Raw genomic sequence first — 17,336 nt, forward strand, 5'->3', positions numbered from 1 at the left:
AGGCAAATCTCTGCGTCAACCCCAAAGAAAAGGGCAGGCGCTGGGCCTGCCCTTCATAAGGTGTCTCAGTCCGATACGGTTCAGGCGTAGCTCTGCAGCGGCCGCACCTCGAGTTGCCCCTGTTTCAGCGCCTTGATCGCCTGGGCGGCGGCCATGGCGCCGGCCATGGTGGTGTAGTAGGGCACCTTCTGGGTGAGTGCTGCACGGCGGAGCGACTTCGAATCCGAGATCGTCTTGTCGTTGCTTGTGGTGTTGAACACCAGCTGGACCTGACGATTGCGGATCGCGTCCTCGATATGCGGACGCCCCTCGCGCACCTTGTTGATCTTGGTCGCCGAAATGCCGTTTTCTTCAAGGAAATCGCGGGTGCCGCCGGTCGCCATCACGGAAAAGCCCTGTTCCACCAGAAGCCTGACGGCAGGCAGCACGCGCTCCTTGTCTTCCGACTTGACCGAGACGAAGACGCAGCCATCGCGCGGCAGGTCGACGCTGGCACCGAGCTGCGACTTGGCGAAGGCAATCGCGAAATCCTTGTCGAGGCCGATGACCTCGCCGGTCGAGCGCATTTCCGGGCCGAGCAGCGTATCGACGCCGGGGAACTTGGCAAAGGGGAAGACCGCTTCCTTGACCGCGATGTGGTTCAGCTTGCGCGGGTTGGGGCGCTCGCCATAGGACGCGATCACATCGTTCAGCTTCTCGCCGGCCATCACCCGGGCGGCGATCTTGGCGATCGGTGAGCCGATGGTCTTGGCCACGAACGGCACGGTGCGCGAGGCGCGCGGGTTCACTTCGAGGATATAGACCGTGCCGTCCTTGATGGCGAACTGCACGTTCATCAGGCCCTTGACGTTGAGCGCGAGCGCAAGGGCGCGGGACTGTACCTCAAGCTCATCGAGGATTTCGTCCGACAGCGAATGCGGCGGCAGCGAGCAGGCACTGTCGCCCGAATGGATGCCGGCTTCCTCGATATGTTCCATGATGCCGGCGATGAACACGTCTTCGCCATCGCACAGGCAGTCGACATCGACCTCGGTGGCATTCGTCAGGTAGCTGTCGAACAGAAGCGGGTTCTTGCCGAGCATGGTGTTGATCTGCCCGGTCTTGTCGTTCGGGTAGCGCTGCTTGATGTCCTCGGTGACGAGTTCCGGCACCACTTCCAAGAGGTAATGCGAAAGGCCGGCTTCATTGTGGACGATCTCCATGGCGCGGCCGCCGAGAACATAGGACGGGCGGACCACCAGCGGATAGCCGATTTCGGCCGCCACCAGACGGGCCTGTTCGACCGAATAGGCGATGCCGTTGTTCGGCTGATTGAGATCGAGCTTGATCAGCAGTTTCTGGAACCGGTCGCGATCCTCGGCAAGGTCGATCATGTCCGGCGCGGTGCCGAGGATCGGGATGCCGTTCTTTTCGAGTGCCTCCGCCAGCTTCAGCGGCGTCTGGCCGCCGAACTGGACGATGACGCCGACGAGCGTGCCCTTTTCCTGCTCGGCGCGCATGATCTCGATCACGTCTTCCGTCGTCAGCGGCTCGAAATAGAGCCGGTCGGAGGTGTCGTAGTCGGTCGAGACTGTTTCCGGATTGCAGTTGACCATGATCGATTCATAGCCGGCATCCTTCAGCGCGAAGGCGGCATGGCAGCAGCAATAATCGAATTCGATGCCCTGGCCGATCCGGTTCGGACCGCCGCCGAGAATGACGACCTTCTTCGCATCCGAAATGCCGGCCTCGGAGCGCGTGGCGCCGTCGAAGGGCGTTTCATAGGTCGAATACATGTAGGCCGTCGGCGAGGCGAATTCCGCCGCGCAGGTGTCGATGCGCTTGTAGACCGGGCGAACGCCGAGCTTGTTGCGAAGCTGGGCGACTTCCTTCGGCCGGCCGTGGGTGAGGCTTGCCAGCCGCTGGTCGGAAAAGCCCATGGCCTTCAGCATCCGCAGGTTCTCGGCATCTTCCGGAAGGCCGTGCTCGCGCACACGCTCTTCCATGTCGACGATTGCGCGCAACTGATCCAGGAACCACGGGTCGATCTTCGAATGTTCGTGGATCTCGCTCTGGCTGACGCCAAGGCGCATCGCCTGGGCGACCATGCGCAGCCGGTCCGGCGTGCCGGTGCCGATCGCGGCGCGGATGGCGTTGCTCGGCTCGCCGTTCTCGATGCCGGGAATTTCGATCTCGTCGAGACCGGTCAGACCGCGCTCCAGACCGCGCAGCGCCTTTTGCAGCGATTCCGGGAAGGTGCGGCCGATGGCCATCACTTCGCCGACGGATTTCATCGCCGTCGTCAGCGTGTTTTCCGCGCCGGGGAATTTTTCAAAGGCGAAGCGCGGGATCTTGGTAACGACATAGTCGATCGATGGTTCGAACGAGGCCGGCGTCGCGCCGCCGGTGATGTCGTTTTCAAGTTCGTCCAGCGTATAGCCGATGGCGAGCTTGGCGGCGACCTTGGCAATCGGGAAGCCAGTGGCCTTCGAGGCCAGCGCCGAGGAGCGCGAGACGCGCGGGTTCATCTCGATCACGACGAGGCGGCCATCGGCGGGATTGACGGCGAACTGCACGTTCGATCCGCCGGTCTCCACCCCGATCTCGCGCAGCACGGCCAGCGAGGCGTTGCGCATGATCTGGTATTCCTTGTCGGTCAGGGTGAGGGCAGGGGCGACGGTGATCGAATCGCCGGTATGCACGCCCATCGGGTCGACGTTTTCGATCGAGCAGATGATGATGCAATTGTCCGCCTTGTCGCGGACCACTTCCATCTCGTATTCCTTCCAGCCGAGCACGGATTCCTCGATCAGCACTTCGGTGGTCGGCGAGGCATCGAGGCCGCGTTCCACGATCTCGAAGAATTCGGAGCGGTTATAGGCAATGCCGCCGCCGGTGCCGCCAAGCGTGAAGGACGGGCGGATGATCGCCGGCAGGCCGATCGTGTCGAGCGCCTGGGCGGCGATCGCCATGGCGTGCGACATGTAACGCTGCTTGCGGTCGGTATTGCCGAGGTTCCACTGATTTTCGAGCTCGTCGAGCGCGGCATCCAGCGCGTCGCCCGAATGCGTCTTCTTCAGTTCGGCGCGCTTGGCCTCGTGCTCCTGGCGATGCTGATCCTTGATCTCGGTGGCGTTGGCCAGCATCGATTTCGGCGTTTCGAGCCCGATCTTGGCCATTGCCTCGCGAAACAGCGCGCGGTCTTCGGCCTTGTCGATGGCGTCCGGCTTGGCGCCGATCATCTCGACATTGTAGCGCTCCAGCACGCCCATGCGGCGCAGCGACAATGCGGTGTTGAGCGCGGTCTGGCCGCCCATGGTCGGCAGCAGCGCGTCCGGGCGTTCCTTGGCGATGATCTTGGCGACGACTTCCGGGGTGATCGGCTCGACATAGGTGGCGTCGGCAAGCTCCGGGTCGGTCATGATCGTGGCCGGGTTGGAGTTGACCAGAATGACCCGGTACCCTTCCTCCTTCAACGCCTTGCAGGCCTGCGCGCCGGAATAGTCGAACTCGCAGGCCTGGCCGATGACGATCGGCCCCGCGCCGATGATGAGGATGGATTTGAGGTCTTGGCGCTTGGGCATGGGCGGTATCCGTCGTTTCTTTTTATCATCCCTGCATCAAAAACCGGCGCGGTTGACCGGGCCGGGTAAGGGACGTGAAATCATGTAGGCTAGGTGGGCCTTATAGGGAAATTGCCATGGCAACGGAACCCCGAAAATGCACCGCGTGAACCGCAATCAACCAAGTTTTTCGCGCTTCGATGCACTTAAGTGTGAACTTTTCGTTTACATGCTGCGTTATTACTCCAAACCGGAGACAAAACCATGTTTGAATATCTGCCTCTTATCGCATTCCAGATCGTGTTCGCGGCTGCAGGACTTGCTATTCTTTACAGGATCGTCGGCGGCAGGATTTTCGGCGCGGACGACGCCCAGCGCAAAACCAGCCATGGCGAAATCTTTCGCAAGGCCTCCAAGACCTCGCATGCCTGAGCGCGCGCACGTCACCCGGTGACGCCCGCCGGCGTCACCTCCTCGGCGGCGTGGTCAAACTTTCCGCCTCGCTGCCTTCTATCCTTTCGTAATTGAACGTTCCCTCCGTCAGCACTTCTTCCGCCGCCCGTTTCAGGCCGGCAAGCGCCGCTCGGGCAAACGAGCCGCCGACGCTGATGCGCCTAACGCCGACGCGTTCCAGCGCGGTGACGGAATAGTTCTTGCCCTGAAGCCCCATCACCACGTTGACCGGCTTGTCGACGGCCCGGCAGACCGTCGCGATCGCCTCGATATCCGGCAATCCGGGTGCGTAGAGCACATCCGCGCCGGCTTCGGAAAAGGCCTGGAGACGCCGGATCGTGTCGGCGAGATCGGGGCGCCCCCACAGAAAATTTTCCGAGCGCGCGGTGAGAATGAACGGCTTTCCGGCCCGAGCTCCCGCCGCCGCGCGCACGCGCTCGACGGCGGCGTCGAAATCATACATCGGATCGTCGGGTCGTCCCGTCGCGTCCTCGATCGAGCCGCCGACGAGACCCGCCTCGATGGCGAGCCGGATCGTCAGCGCGCAGTCCTCGGGCAAATCCCCGAAGCCGTTTTCAAGGTCGGCGGAAACCGGCAGGTCGGTGGCCTCCACGATGGCCTTGGCGTTGGCAAGAATGTCGTCGCGCGACAGGTCCGCAGCCGAATCGCGGCGGCCGAGCGAAAAGGCAAGCCCCGCGCTGGTGGTCGCTAGCGCCTCGAAGCCGAGATGGGCCAGCAGGCGCGCCGATCCGGCATCCCATGGATTGGGCATGACGAAAGCACGTTTTCGTTCATGCAGCGTCATGAACCGGTGATATTTTTCTTCCTGCGTCGCCATAAGCCGCCCCTCCAGTCGTGCTCGTTGGGAACGTATAGGGAACATTCTCAACTGTAAAGAGATCAGGCCGGGTTTGCGCGCCGCCAACACGGGTTGAACAAAGGGGAGAGTGGCGCGTTAGCTTTTCAAACCGGAGACATTTATGAATTTTGAAAATCTGACTTTGATCTGGCTGATGGTTCTCTTTCTGCTGGCCGGTGTGGTTATTCTCGGTTGCGGCGTCAGGATCACCGACGTGGCCGACAGGATTGCCGACCGCACGGGGCTCGGCGAGGCGCTGATCGGCGGGCTGCTTCTTGGCGCGGCGACCTCGCTGTCAGGCACGGTTGTATCGGTAACTTCGGCGCTCGAGGGGCGCGCGTCGCTCAGCTTCTCCAATGCCGTGGGCGGCATCGCCGCGCAGACGGCGTTTCTGGCGCTTGCCGACATGATATACAGGCGTGTGAACCTCGAGCATGCTGCGGCCGATCTTTCCAACCTGTTTCAGGGCGCGCTGCTGGTTCTGCTGCTCAGCATGCCGCTTCTGGCCTATACCTCGCCGGAAATAACGCTGTTTGCCGTCAGCCCGATGTCGTTCGCCATTTTCGGCGTCTACATCGCGGGCGTGGTCGCTTCCAAAAGGGTGCGCGACGATCCGATGTGGAGGCCTGTGGGCACGCATGAGACGCGCACGGACCAGCCCGAGGAAGAGCAAAGCGATGCCCGCGGCAATGTCAGCATCTTCGCGGTGTTCATCGGATTGATGCTGCTGATGGGCATTGCCGGCTACGTGATCTCCCAGATCGCGGCCGTGATTACCGACCGGTACGGCCTTTCCGCCTCGCTCGTCGGCGCGCTGATGACGGCGGTGGTGACCTCGCTGCCGGAACTGGTGACGACGCTTGCAGCTGTCAGGCGCGGCGCGCTCCAGCTTGCCGTGGGCGGCATTATCGGCGGAAATACCTTCGATACCCTGTTCCTCACGCTCTCCGACCTCGCCTATCGGGACGGTTCGCTGTATCACGCAATCGGCAAGGACGATCTGATCTGGCTTGCGGTCGGCCTGTCAGCAACGGCGATCCTGCTGCTTGGTCTGATCGTGCGCCAGAAGGCGGGACCGGGGCGCATCGGATTCGAAAGCGTGGGCATCCTCGTCCTCTATTTCGGCGCAATCGCGATCACGGCGTTCTGACGAGACTTGTCAACGGCCTGCAGGCAGGTCATATCTATGTCGAACCGTTCGGTTCGATTTAAGTTCACGAAGGTGGTTTCATGCTCGTTCACTATCTGGAAGACTCCCGTGCTCATCGCATCCTCTGGCTTCTCGAGGAACTCGGGGTCGACTATGAAATCAAGCGCTACAAGCGCGGCGAGAATATGAGCGCACCGCGTGAGCTGAAGCAGATCCACCCGCTCGGCAAGTCGCCCATTATAGAAGACGACGGCCGGGTCATCGCCGAAAGCGGCGCGATCGTCGAATATCTGATCGACCGCTACGGCGACGGCAAGGGCCTCAGGCCGGAGCCGGGCACGGATGAGGCGCTGCGCTATCGCTACTGGCTGCATTATTCGGAAGGCTCGGCCATGCCGCTTCTGGTGATGAAACTGGTATTCCAGAAAATCCCGGAGCAGGGGCCGCGCCTGATGAAGCCGCTGATGAACAGGATTTCCAAGGCGGTGACAACGAAGCTCACCGACCCGCAACTGAAGACCCACGGGGCCTTCTGGGACGAGGAGCTGCAGCGCGACGGCTGGTTTGCCGGCGCAAATTTCACTGCCGCCGATATCATGATGAGCTTCCCGGTCGAAGTCGGCATGGACCGGATCCCGTTCGGCGAACGCCCGCAGGCCGTGCTGGACTATCTGGTGAAGATCCACGCCCGCCCGGCCTATCGCCATGCGCTGCAACGCGGCGGCGCCTATCGCTATGGCGGCAATCCGATCTCGTAATCGGTTACGTCCATTCCGGCCTGCCCATAAGGGTGGCAATTGCCGAAAAAAGAAGCTAAGGAATTTGCGCCGCCGCGGCCCCGATATTGCATGGCCCCGGCGTGTCAGCTTCTGGTGAATTTCATGTCTGTCACAATGCCTACTGCGCAAGCAGCCGGCCATTCGTGGTTCTCCCACCTCAAGGAAACCCTTACCCTCGGCATCCCCCTCATCGGCGCGCAACTGGCGCAGCAGGGAATCAATGCCACCGATATCTTCATTCTCGGGCAATTGAGCGCGCTGGATCTGGCGGCCGCGGTCCTTGCCACGCAGTATTATTTCACGATCTTCATCTTCGGCATGGGGCTTGCCATTGCGGTGATGCCCATGGTCGCGCAGGCCTATGGCCGCGGCGACGAGGTTGCCGTGCGCCGATCCATGCGCATGGGCATGTGGGCCTCGATCATCTACGGGGCGCTGGCTCTGCCCTTGTTTTTCTGGTCCGAGCCGATCCTTCTGGCGCTTGGCCAGGAGCCGGATGTCGCGGCCAAGGCGGCGCAGTATCTCCATATTGTCGGCTTCGCGCTGTTCCCGGCGCTCCTATTCCAGGTCCTGCGCTCGCTGGTCAGCGCGACGGGCCACGCGCGGGTGGTTCTTTGGGTTGCGGTGCTGACGCTGGTTGTCAACGCCGTGGTCGCCTACGGACTGGTGCTCGGACGGTTGGGGATGCCGCAAATCGGCATTCGCGGCGCGGCGATCGCCACCTTTGTCGGTCAGGCCTTCGGCTTCCTGTATCTGGTCGCCTATATCGGCCGTGACGCGATGCTGGCGCGCTACGAGCTTTTCGTCCGTTTCTGGAAGCCGGACTGGCAGGCTCTCCGAGAGGTGGTCATGCTCGGCCTGCCGATCGGGATTTCCGTTCTGGCGGAGGTTTCGATGTTCACCGTGTCGTCGGTTTTGATGGGGCAGATCGGGGCAATCCCGCTTGCCGCCCATGGCATCGTGCTTCAACTGGCCTCGATCGCCTTCATGGTCCCGCTCGGCCTGTCCCAGGCGGGGACGGTCCGCGTCGGCATGTTCCACGGCGCCGGAGACAAGGCCAATGTCATCCGGGCATCGGTCACGGTTATGGCAATCGCGATCTGCTTTGCCATCGTCAGTGGCCTGACCTTCGCGCTGGCACCCGTGCCGCTCGTATCGCTGTTCATGGATACCAGCCTGCCGAATGCGCCGGAGGTGCTTGCCTATGCCGTGCCGCTGGTGTTTGTCGCGGCGCTGTTTCAGCTGCTTGATGGCGGGCAGGTGACGATGAATGGCCTGCTGCGCGGCCTCAAGGATACGCGGGTGCCGATGTTTCTGGTGCTGATCGCCTACTGGGTCGTTGGCCTGCCGCTCGCCTGGCTGCTGGCGTTTCCCTTCGGTCTCGAAGGCGTCGGCATCTGGGTCGGCTTCATGCTGGGGCTGGGGGCTGCGGCGGTGATGCTGACGCTGCGTTTTCGCCACCTGTTGCGCGCCGAAGCGGCGTCCACCTAAAGGAAAGCGGCCGAGCCCGGATGGGTCGGCCGCTCCCCAAATCAGAAGAGTATTGCTGTTACTTCGGCGAGATCATCAGTTCGGGGCGGACGATCTCGTCATATTCCTCGCCGGTCACAAGCCCGGTCGCCAGCGCTTCCTCGCGCAGCGTGGTGTTGTTCTTGTGGGCGGTCTTGGCGATCTTGGCGGCGTTGTCGTAGCCGATCTTCGGGGCCAGCGCCGTCACCAGCATCAGCGAGCGCTCGACGCCGGCCTTGATGTTTTCCTCGCGCGCCTGGATGCCGACCACGCAATGATCGGTGAAGGAGCGGGCGGCATCGCCCAGAAGCTGGACCGACTGCAGGAAATTGTAGGCCATCATCGGATTGTAGACGTTGAGCTCGAACTGGCCCTGGCTGCCGGCAAAGCCGATCGCGGCCTGGTTGCCGGCGATATGGGCGCAGACCTGGGTCATCGCCTCGTTCTGCGTCGGGTTGACCTTGCCGGGCATGATCGAGGAGCCGGGCTCGTTTTCCGGCAGCGACAATTCGCCGAGACCCGAACGCGGGCCGGAGGCGAGGTAGCGGATATCATTGGCGATCTTGAAGCAGGCCATGGCGGCCGCATTGATGGCGCCGTGTGAGAACACCATGGCGTCATGGGCGGCGAGCACCTCGAACTTGTTCGGCGCGGTGACGAAGGGCAGGCCAGTGATCCCGGCGACTTCCTCGGCGACCTTCTCGGCGAAGCCGACCGGCGCGTTGAGGCCGGTGCCGACGGCGGTGCCGCCCTGGGCAAGCTGGTAGAGGCCCGGCAGCGTCAGTTCGATACGCTCGATGGCGGAGGCGATCTGCGCGGTGTAGCCGGAGAACTCCTGACCAAGCGTCAGCGGCGTCGCATCCTGGGTATGGGTGCGGCCGATCTTGATGATGTCGGCGAATTCCTTTTCCTTGGCGGCCAGCGCATCGTGGAGATGCTTCAGGTTCGGCAGCAGGTGATGAACGATCTGCTCTGCGCAGGCAATGTGCATCGCCGTCGGATAGGTGTCGTTCGACGACTGGCTCATATTGCAATGGTCATTGGGGTGGACCGGCTTCTTGGAGCCCATCTCGCCGCCGAGGAGCTCGATCGCGCGGTTCGAGATCACCTCATTGGCATTCATGTTCGACTGCGTGCCGGAACCCGTCTGCCAGACCACCAGCGGGAAGTGATCGTCCAGCTTGCCGTCGATGACTTCCTGGGCGGCCTCGACGATGGCGTTGCCGATTTCGGCGGGCAGCCGGTCGAGCGCCATATTGGCCCTGGCGGCCGCCTGCTTGACGATGCCGAGCGCGCGGACCACCGAAAGCGGCTGCTTTTCCCAGCCGATCTTGAAATTGCCGAGCGAACGCTGGGCCTGCGCGCCCCAGTAGCGGTCGGCGGCGACTTCGATCGGGCCGAATGTGTCGGTTTCTGTACGGGTTGCGGTCATGGTGTTTCTACTCCTGCCATTGCCCCGGTGGGCGATCGTCCTTGCGAAAATCGGGATATGCAATCGCGCGCGCCGAGCAGTTCTGTCAATAATCGGCGAAAACTTATTCGATTAGTATCGCCGATTGCCAACCGAAACTGAACAAAATGCAGGGTTGGAGCCGCGAACCCGGCCTTGCGGGCGGACCAATGACGACGCCATGCTCTCCGTCACGGAACCGGGGCGATATCTCTGCGTTGGAGTCTGTGAATTTATGGCTGGCGCGCATGCTGCGACGCACACAGAAATCGCTCGCGTTTAAGCCCCTGTTAACAGGCGCTTGATAGGCTGATCCGGAACGGCAATCGATCGGCAAGCGGGCAAAAGTGTTGTTTTTTCATGACACAACCAGAAGGTTTGCGCGCAGATAGCGCAAATGTTATTGGCTCGCTAAAGCGCTTGCGGATAGAATGTCAATGAAATCGTTGACTTGCAAAACGGGGTAGAACATTGCGCAACAAACTCTCAGTTCGCGTTTCATCTGTGGCTCTGGCCGTGGCGGTTTCTGCCGCCTTCGTGCCGAGTGCGGCCAACGCCCTGACGCTGATGGACATCCTGCGCGGCCGCCAGAAGGAATCGCAGCGCGCGCCTGTCGTCGAGCAGCAGCCCCAGGTGCAGCAGAAAAAGCAGGTTCAGCGCACCTATTCCGCCCCCAAGGTTGCCCCGCCGAAATATTACGCCTATCGCGCCGATCCCGTGCGCATGATCGATATCGGCGAAATTCGCGATCCGGTTGTCACCGGCTCGATCACCCCCGATGATGCCGATATGGAAGAGACGACGACGGAAGTCGCAGCGCTCGATCAGGGCTCGATGACCGACGCCGTCGAAACGGAGACCACGGTCGCCATCGCTGAAGATGACCCGCGTCAGTATCTCGCCGATGCCAAGGTAAAGGCCATTGATGATGTCGCCGCGGCGATCGAGGACTATTATTCCAATGGCGGCGAACTGATCTGGGTGCAGGACGGCAAGGTTTCGCAGAAGGCCCGCGCCGCCATGAGGACGCTCGGCAATGCCGACGTCTTCGGCCTGGAGCCTGACAATTACCGGGTCCAACTGCCGGATCTGCTCGCGGCCGATAACGAGGATGAGGAAAAGGCTGCCCTGATGCAGTTCGAACTCGCCCTTTCCGCCAAGGTGCTTGCCTACATGCAGGACGCCAAGCGCGGCCGCGTCGATCCGAACCGGATTTCCGAGTTCCACGACCTGAAGCGCACCCCGGTCGATCTCGGCGAAGCGATCGACAGCCTCCCCGGAACGGTTGATGTCGCCGAATTCATCGAAAGCTACAATCCGCAGAACCAGTTTTTCCAGGACCTGAAGGCGGAGCTCGCCGAACTGCGCAACACCGAAAACGTGGTCGAGCCGATCGTTTTCACCGGCAGCGTGTTCATCCGTCCGGGTCAGACCAACCAGAATGTCCCGAGCGTGGTCAAGGCGATCGAACGCAAGGCTTCGCCCGAATTCAAGGTGGACCATGCGGAAATCTTCGCTGCCTATGACGGCGTCAGCGAGGAATACACGCCCGAGCTGGTGACCCTGGTGAAGGACTTCCAGAAATCGGCGGGCCTCTATGTCGACGGCGTTGTCGGCCCCAACACCGTGAAGGCCTTCGACGTCGAAACCAATGACGATCGCACCCAGAAGGTGCTCGATGCCATGGAGCGTCTGCGCTGGCTGCCAGATGATTTCGGTCCGCGCTATGTCTTCATCAATCAGCCGGCCTTCCGCGTCTATTATCATGATGATAACGGCGAAAGCTTCGACATGGGCGTCGTGGTGGGCAACACCACCAACCAGACCTATTTCTTCAAGGACGAGATCGAAACCGTCGAGTTCAATCCCTATTGGGGCCTTCCGCGCTCGATCGTCGTCAACGAGTATCTGCCCAAGCTGCGCGCCAATCCGAGCTATTTCGACCAGATCGGTTACGAGGTCAGCTATAACGGCCGCAGGGTCTCGTCGTCCTCCGTCAACTGGGCTGCCGCGCCGATGGTCGATGTGCGTCAGCCGCCGGGCGAGCGCAATGCGCTTGGCCAGCTCAAGATCCTGTTCCCGAACGATCATGCGATCTACATGCATGATACGCCGCAGAAGAGCTATTTCGAGCGCGACATGCGGGCGTTGAGCCATGGCTGCGTGCGTCTTTCCGACCCCAACAAGATGGCCGCCGCCGTTCTCGGCGTGCCGGAGTCGGATATCGACGACTATATCGCGACCGGCAAGAACACCCCGGTCGACGTTCCGGAGAAATTCCCGGTCTATGTCGCCTATTTCACCGCATGGCCGGATGATACCGGCAAGGTCCAGTATTATGACGATGTCTATGACCGCGACATGTATCTGAAGCGGGCCATGGAAGCCGAAAGCAAGGCCCGCCTCGGTAGCTGACCGCTGCATAATTCCTCAAACAACAAAGGCGCGTCCGCTCTGCGGGCGCGCCTTCAGTTTGCTGACAAAGCCCGCCTCACGCTCCTTCGTCACCCTCGGGCTTGTCCCGAGGGTCTAAGCACGTATCAATGCGACAAGCGTCTCGGACCAAAAAACTATTTAAATACAATCCTCTCAGAGACGCCAACTCCGCTCGCGTGGAGCGGTGATTAGATCCTCGGCACAAGGCCGAGGATGACGTCCGTAAAAAGGACAGGTTTGTCAGCAGCCTGAAGGCGCGTCCGCGCTGCGGGCGCACCTTTTGCGTTTTTACGGGTTATTGCCGCCGTTGTTGCCGCGCAATCACCGCGAGCGCCAGTTCCGACGTCAGCGCCGCATAGTCGCTTATCATCCGGTCGGCCGCCATGTCGGCGACCGGGCGGTCGGCATAGCCGAAGGTGACGGCGATGGTTGCGACGCCGGCGCCCTTCGCCGAATCGATATCATTGGAACTGTCGCCGACCATGACCGCGTTGGCGACGTCGCCCCCGGCGCGCGCGATGGTCTCCGTGATGTGGCGGGGGTCGGGCTTGCGGAAGGCGAAGGTGTCGCCGCCGGTGATCGCGGTGAAATAGCCGGTGAGACCGAGTGCTTCGAGCAGCGGCATGGTGAACGATTCGCGCTTGTTGGTGCACACCGCGAGATCGAAGCCCGCGGATTTCAGCCGGTCGAGCGCCGCGACGATGCCGGGGTAGGGGCGGCTTTCGCCCGGGATGCCGGCGCGATAGTGTTTGCTGAAGCGTTCGAAGCAGGCATCGAACGTATCTTCGTCGAGCGATCGGTCGCGATGTTCGAAGGCCCTTTCGATCATCACCCTTACGCCGCGGCCGACCAGTATCTTCGTGTCCTCGATGCCGTAGGGGGCAAGCCCCGCAGGCGCGATGGCGTGGTTCAGGCTTGCGATCAGATCGGGCGCGGTATCGATCAGCGTGCCGTCGAGGTCGAATATGGCGAGCGGTGCGGGCATTGGGGGCGATCCTTCATTTTCCGGCAGACGACGCTCGCCGTCCGCTTCCCGGCCCGGTTCATAACCGCCAGCCGCGGGCATGCCAAGCATTTGGCGCGGCCTCGGCGCAAAAGGTCTTTTGTTTGACGCGCGTGGCGTGTAAACACCTTACCGTTAGCCAAAAGGAGCATGTGACGCATGGATGCGCGTCAATTGAAGATAAAGGCTGCGGAAACCGCGCTTGAATATGTCGAAGACGGAATGCGGCTCGGCATCGGAACCGGCAGCACGGCGCGGGAATTCATCGCGCTCCTCGGCGAAAAGGTTGCCAATGGGTTTAACGTCATCGGGGTTCCGACCTCCGAGGCGACGGCGCGGCAGTGCCTGGAACTGGGCATCACGCTGAATTCGCTCGACGAAACGCCAGAGCTCGATCTCACGATCGACGGCGCCGACGAGATCGATCCGGCGCTCAATCTCATCAAGGGCGGCGGCGGTGCGCTGCTGCGCGAAAAGATCGTGGCCTCGTCCTCGAAAGCGATGATCGTGATCGCCGACGAGACCAAGGTCGTGGATTGCCTCGGCGCCTTTCCGCTGCCAATCGAGGTCATGCCGTTCGGGCTCGGCGCCACCCGGCTTGCCATCGAACGCACTGCGTCACGGCTCAATCTTTCGGGGTCGCTCGACCTTCGCCAATCGGGCGACGGGCCCTATATGACCGATGGCGGACACTATATTATCGATGCATCATTTGGCCGCATTCACGATGCACAGGCATTGTCAGACGCGCTCAACGCTATTGCCGGCGTTGTGGAGCACGGGCTGTTCATTGACATCGCGACACTCGCCATCGTTGCATCCGACGGCGGTGTACGTACACTCAAAGCAACTGAGTAGACAGGAGTCCTTTATGAAAATGAAATCCAGGTTCGGCCTTTCCGTGGCCATCGCCGCGACGATTATGGGACTTGGCGCCTTTTCGGTTGCTTCTGCGCAGGATATTTCGCCTGAGCATGAGGCCGCCGCCAAAGCCGCGCTCCAGGCGCTGGGGATCAACAACCAGTTCGACGAAATCCTGCCGAATCAGGCGGATCTCGTTCAGTCGCAGTTGACGCAGGTCTATCCGAACTACCATACGGTGATCGACGAGGTCGTCACCGATACGGCGATCGCGCTGGCGCCGCGCCGCGCCGATCTCGAGAAGGAAGGCGCGCAGATCTACGCCAACATCTTCACTGCGGAAGAACTGAACCAGCTTGCCGAGTTCTATAGCTCCGATGTCGGCAAGAAGTTCATCCAGTATGGCCCGATCGCCGCGCGCGAGCTCGGCCAGGCCGGCGATATCTGGGCCCGCGGTATTGCCCGCGACCTCTCCCAGCAGGCCCAGGCAGAGCTGAACCGGCGCATCGAAGCCGATGGCGGCACGCCCGTCGAGGCGACCGAGATCCCGGCAGTGCCCGCGCAGTAAAAGCGCCATTCGCCCGTTGCATAACAGCCCGCCGACCCCGGCGGGCTTTATTTTTGGCGGAAAGTCGCCATATTCAGCCAAAATCGATTGTCCTCGAATACCCCCACCGCAAGGAGCCCTCCCATGACGCGCTATGACTTCGACCTGTTTGTGATCGGCGGCGGTTCCGGCGGTGTGCGCGCCGCCCGCCTTGCAGCCGCGATGGGCAAGAGGGTGGCGATTGCCGAGGAGTACCGGTTCGGCGGCACCTGCGTCATTCGCGGCTGCGTGCCCAAAAAGCTGTTCGTTTACGCCTCTCAATTTCCCGAACATTTCGAGGACGCGGCCGGCTATGGCTGGACCGTCGGCGAGACCAGCTTCTCGTGGCCGGCGCTGATTGCCGCCAAGGACCGGGAAATCGACCGTCTGGAGGGGCTCTACCGCAAGGGCCTGGAAACCAATGGCGCCGAAATTCTCGAGACCCGGGCGGAGATTGCCGGCGATCATCGCATCCGGCTCTTGTCATCCGGCCAGGAGGTGACGGCGGAAAAGATCCTGGTCGCGGTCGGCGGTCATCCCAACCCGCACCCGGAAATGCCGGGCTCCGAGCTTTGCATCTCCTCCAATGAGGCCTTTCATCTGGAGGAACTGCCGAAGTCGATCGCGATCACCGGCGGCGGCTACATCGCCGTTGAATTCGCCAATATCTTCGCCGGCCTCGGCGTCGAGACCACGCTGATTTATCGCGGCCCGGAAATCCTGCGCGGCTTCGATATGGACATGCGCGTCAATCTGCGCGAGGCGATGGAGAAGAAGGGCATCCAGGTCATTTGCCGCGACACGATTGTCGAGGTCGCACAGGCGGCCGATGGCAGGCTCAAGGCCCAGACCCATAACGGCCATGTGTTCAACGTCGACAAGGTGATGATGGCGCTTGGCCGGCAGCCGAACACCAATGGCCTCGGCCTCGAATCCGTGGGCGTCGAACTGGATGCCAAGGGCGCGATCATGGTCGATGATTATTCGCGCACCAATGTCGACTATATCTGGGCACTGGGCGATGTCACCGATCGCGTCCAGCTCACGCCGGTCGCGATCCACGAGGCAATGTGCTTCATCGAGACGGAATACAAGGACAACCCGACCAAGCCGGACCACGACCTGATCGCGACGGCGGTGTTCTCGCAGCCCGAAATCGGCACGGTCGGTCTTCCGGAACATGTCGCGGCCGAACGCTACGAGGAACTCGAGGTCTATCTCGCCAAGTTCCGCCCGATGAAGGCGACGCTGTCGGGCCGCGACGAGCGCACCGTAATGAAGCTGATCGTCAATGCCGCCGACCGCAAGGTGGTCGGCGCCCATATTCTCGGCCATGAGGCCGGCGAGATGGCGCAACTGATCGGCATTGCGCTGAAGGGCGGCTGCACCAAGGCCGATTTCGACCGCACCATGGCCGTTCACCCCACGGCATCGGAGGAACTGGTGACGATGTACCAGCCGAGCTACCGCGTGAAGAATGGCGAGCGGGTCTAGACCCGCTCTCTGAGAAGACGGCTGATCAGATGAGCCACCCATTGGTGCCCTCGCCACTCATCGTCCTCCAGCGGGTCGGCGAGCGGGTGGCGGGGCTTCTTTCTGCGGTGTCTGACGACGGCGAACCAGTCGAGCATGGCTTTCTCCATTTCTGCTTGACCGGAAGCTAGAGACGGCGGGACTGTGGCTGTAGAGCTGCGGATGAAAGGCTCGTTTCATCCGTGAACGGTTCGCGCTTGCGGGGCGGGACGGTATAAGATGGCCGTTTGACAACGGAGACAGCCGATGGCCGAGGCGAGCTGGGACGATCTGCAGCTTTTCCATGTGGTGGCGGAGGCCGGCGGGCTGAGCGGCGCTGCCGCGCGCACCGGCATTTCCGCGCCCACGATCGGCCGGCGCATGCTGGCGCTGGAACGCACGCTCGGTCGCTCGCTGTTCCTGCGCTCGCATCGTGGGTATGAGCTTGCCCATGATGGCCGGGAACTGCTGAAGCAGGTGCAGAGGATGCGCGAGGTCGCGAGCGATATTGCCGACTGGCATGCAGAGGCTTTTGCCCTGCCTTTCGTCACCATCGCGACCGATTGCTGGCTCTCCCCGCTTATCGCCGACAAACTTGGCGAGGTGCGTCAAAAGGGCGATCGTTTCCGCATCTGTTGCAGTTCGGAAGGCGCCTCCGCCGACCTCACATTCCGGGCGGCCGATGTCGTCGTTCTGGCGAAGCGGCCGGAAAGCGGCAATATTGCGGTTCTGCCTTCGGTGGCAATGGCCTACGCGGTCTATCGGCCAAAGGCTGCGGGATCGGAAGACCTTCCATGGATTTCGTTGGGAACAGCAGCGGCAAGCGAACCGCGCGACCGCTATGTGTTCGAGAATTTCGAAGGCGCGATCATGACCTGGACCGAGGACCGCCACCTGTTGCCGCGTCTCGTAATCTCGGGGGCCGGCAAGGCGGTGCTGCCGGTCTGGGTCGGTGATGGCCTTTCAGAGCTGGAGAGGGAAGGGGAGGTGATCGAGGCGTTGACGCACCCGCTCTTCATCGTCGCCCATGACGATGACCGGCATCGCCGCGAGGTGCGTCTGGTCATAGAACGGCTGGCCGCCCTTCTGAAAAACAACGCTGCCCGGTTAGCGGGCAGGAGCGGCGATGATCGCGCGGGTATACAATAGAGCCGGAAGCGGCTATAAGCGCGCCAAAAATCGGGAGAGAGCATGTC

14 protein-coding genes are annotated in these 17,336 nt (G+C 61.9%); 9 read left to right on the plus strand and 5 right to left on the minus strand.

The genetic code is table 11. The annotated features are described in order from the left end of the window. Positions 1–80 precede the first annotated feature (80 nt). Positions 81–3,563 carry a carbamoyl-phosphate synthase large subunit gene (gene carB / locus K7H91_RS13855; RefSeq protein WP_230720863.1) on the minus strand — a complete coding sequence of 1,161 codons (3,483 nt, stop codon included), beginning with the start codon at positions 3,561–3,563 and terminating at the stop codon, positions 81–83. Positions 3,564–3,806: 243 nt separating this feature from the next. Between carB and K7H91_RS13860 the strand changes: the two genes are divergently transcribed. Continuing rightward, a complete protein-coding gene (locus K7H91_RS13860; protein ID WP_230720864.1) occupies positions 3,807–3,974 on the plus strand; it encodes a hypothetical protein in 168 nt (55 codons plus the stop codon). 34 nt (positions 3,975–4,008) lie between these two features. Here K7H91_RS13860 and K7H91_RS13865 read toward each other — a convergent pair whose 3' ends face one another. Then, the gene (locus tag K7H91_RS13865; RefSeq protein WP_230720865.1) at positions 4,009–4,833 is read right to left on the minus strand and encodes an isocitrate lyase/PEP mutase family protein; all 825 of its coding nucleotides are present in this window, start codon (positions 4,831–4,833) and stop codon (positions 4,009–4,011) included. 142 nt (positions 4,834–4,975) lie between these two features. On the opposite strand from K7H91_RS13865, the gene K7H91_RS13870 reads away from it, so the two are divergent. From K7H91_RS13870 to K7H91_RS13880, 3 genes are all read left to right on the plus strand, one after another. After that, positions 4,976–6,004 (plus strand): sodium:calcium antiporter, encoded by a 1,029-nt coding sequence (locus K7H91_RS13870; RefSeq protein ID WP_230720866.1) that lies wholly within the window; start codon positions 4,976–4,978, stop codon positions 6,002–6,004. An 80-nt stretch (positions 6,005–6,084) separates the two neighbouring features. Beyond that, the gene (locus tag K7H91_RS13875; RefSeq protein WP_230720867.1) at positions 6,085–6,762 is read left to right on the plus strand and encodes a glutathione S-transferase; all 678 of its coding nucleotides are present in this window, start codon (positions 6,085–6,087) and stop codon (positions 6,760–6,762) included. A 123-nt stretch (positions 6,763–6,885) separates the two neighbouring features. Continuing rightward, positions 6,886–8,274: an MATE family efflux transporter gene (locus K7H91_RS13880; RefSeq protein WP_230720868.1), complete on the plus strand. Its 1,389-nt coding sequence runs from the start codon at positions 6,886–6,888 to the stop codon at positions 8,272–8,274. 58 nt (positions 8,275–8,332) lie between these two features. Here K7H91_RS13880 and fumC read toward each other — a convergent pair whose 3' ends face one another. Continuing rightward, positions 8,333–9,724 carry a class II fumarate hydratase gene (gene fumC / locus K7H91_RS13885; protein ID WP_230720869.1) on the minus strand — a complete coding sequence of 464 codons (1,392 nt, stop codon included), beginning with the start codon at positions 9,722–9,724 and terminating at the stop codon, positions 8,333–8,335. Positions 9,725–10,258: 534 nt separating this feature from the next. Here fumC and K7H91_RS13890 point away from each other — a divergent pair. Then, a complete protein-coding gene (locus K7H91_RS13890) occupies positions 10,259–12,157 on the plus strand; it encodes a L,D-transpeptidase family protein (RefSeq protein WP_230720870.1) in 1,899 nt (632 codons plus the stop codon). A gap of 316 nt (positions 12,158–12,473) precedes the next feature. On the opposite strand, the gene gph is transcribed toward K7H91_RS13890, so the two are convergent. Beyond that, a complete protein-coding gene (gene gph, locus K7H91_RS13895) occupies positions 12,474–13,163 on the minus strand; it encodes a phosphoglycolate phosphatase (RefSeq protein ID WP_230720871.1) in 690 nt (229 codons plus the stop codon). Between the two features lie 177 nt (positions 13,164–13,340). On the opposite strand from gph, the gene rpiA reads away from it, so the two are divergent. From rpiA to gor, 3 genes are all read left to right on the plus strand, one after another. Next, entirely contained in the window at positions 13,341–14,039 is a 699-nt protein-coding gene (gene rpiA / locus K7H91_RS13900; protein ID WP_230720872.1) for a ribose-5-phosphate isomerase RpiA, read from the plus strand. A 13-nt stretch (positions 14,040–14,052) separates the two neighbouring features. Next, entirely contained in the window at positions 14,053–14,610 is a 558-nt protein-coding gene (locus K7H91_RS13905; RefSeq protein WP_230720873.1) for a DUF2059 domain-containing protein, read from the plus strand. Between the two features lie 123 nt (positions 14,611–14,733). Next, positions 14,734–16,122: a glutathione-disulfide reductase gene (gene gor, locus K7H91_RS13910; protein WP_230720874.1), complete on the plus strand. Its 1,389-nt coding sequence runs from the start codon at positions 14,734–14,736 to the stop codon at positions 16,120–16,122. On the opposite strand, the gene K7H91_RS13915 is transcribed toward gor, so the two are convergent. Then, positions 16,119–16,259, minus strand: coding sequence for a hypothetical protein (locus K7H91_RS13915; RefSeq protein ID WP_230720875.1), 141 nt, complete (start codon positions 16,257–16,259; stop codon positions 16,119–16,121). The genes gor and K7H91_RS13915 overlap by 4 nt on opposite strands. A 148-nt stretch (positions 16,260–16,407) precedes the next feature. Between K7H91_RS13915 and K7H91_RS13920 the strand changes: the two genes are divergently transcribed. After that, on the plus strand, positions 16,408–17,289 hold the full coding sequence (locus tag K7H91_RS13920) for a LysR family transcriptional regulator (protein ID WP_230720876.1): 882 nt from the start codon (positions 16,408–16,410) through the stop codon (positions 17,287–17,289). Positions 17,290–17,336: the final 47 nt, after the last annotated feature.

Source organism: Martelella mediterranea (genome assembly GCF_021021415.1).
Classification (GTDB): domain Bacteria; phylum Pseudomonadota; class Alphaproteobacteria; order Rhizobiales; family Rhizobiaceae; genus Martelella; species Martelella mediterranea_C.

Bases quoted from the DNA above. Each gene is read 5' to 3' on its own strand.
- K7H91_RS13905 (WP_230720873.1), top strand. From the start codon at position 14,053: ATGAAAATGAAATCCAGGTTCGGCCTTTCCGTGGCCATCGCCGCGACG.
- K7H91_RS13860 (WP_230720864.1), top strand. From the start codon at position 3,807: ATGTTTGAATATCTGCCTCTTATCGCATTCCAGATCGTGTTCGCGGCT.
- gor (WP_230720874.1), top strand. From the start codon at position 14,734: ATGACGCGCTATGACTTCGACCTGTTTGTGATCGGCGGCGGTTCCGGC.
- K7H91_RS13920 (WP_230720876.1), top strand. From the start codon at position 16,408: ATGGCCGAGGCGAGCTGGGACGATCTGCAGCTTTTCCATGTGGTGGCG.
- carB (WP_230720863.1), bottom strand. From the start codon at position 3,563: ATGCCCAAGCGCCAAGACCTCAAATCCATCCTCATCATCGGCGCGGGG.
- K7H91_RS13870 (WP_230720866.1), top strand. From the start codon at position 4,976: ATGAATTTTGAAAATCTGACTTTGATCTGGCTGATGGTTCTCTTTCTG.
- K7H91_RS13865 (WP_230720865.1), bottom strand. From the start codon at position 4,833: ATGGCGACGCAGGAAGAAAAATATCACCGGTTCATGACGCTGCATGAA.
- rpiA (WP_230720872.1), top strand. From the start codon at position 13,341: ATGGATGCGCGTCAATTGAAGATAAAGGCTGCGGAAACCGCGCTTGAA.
- K7H91_RS13915 (WP_230720875.1), bottom strand. From the start codon at position 16,259: ATGCTCGACTGGTTCGCCGTCGTCAGACACCGCAGAAAGAAGCCCCGC.
- K7H91_RS13880 (WP_230720868.1), top strand. From the start codon at position 6,886: ATGTCTGTCACAATGCCTACTGCGCAAGCAGCCGGCCATTCGTGGTTC.
- fumC (WP_230720869.1), bottom strand. From the start codon at position 9,724: ATGACCGCAACCCGTACAGAAACCGACACATTCGGCCCGATCGAAGTC.
- gph (WP_230720871.1), bottom strand. From the start codon at position 13,163: ATGCCCGCACCGCTCGCCATATTCGACCTCGACGGCACGCTGATCGAT.
- K7H91_RS13875 (WP_230720867.1), top strand. From the start codon at position 6,085: ATGCTCGTTCACTATCTGGAAGACTCCCGTGCTCATCGCATCCTCTGG.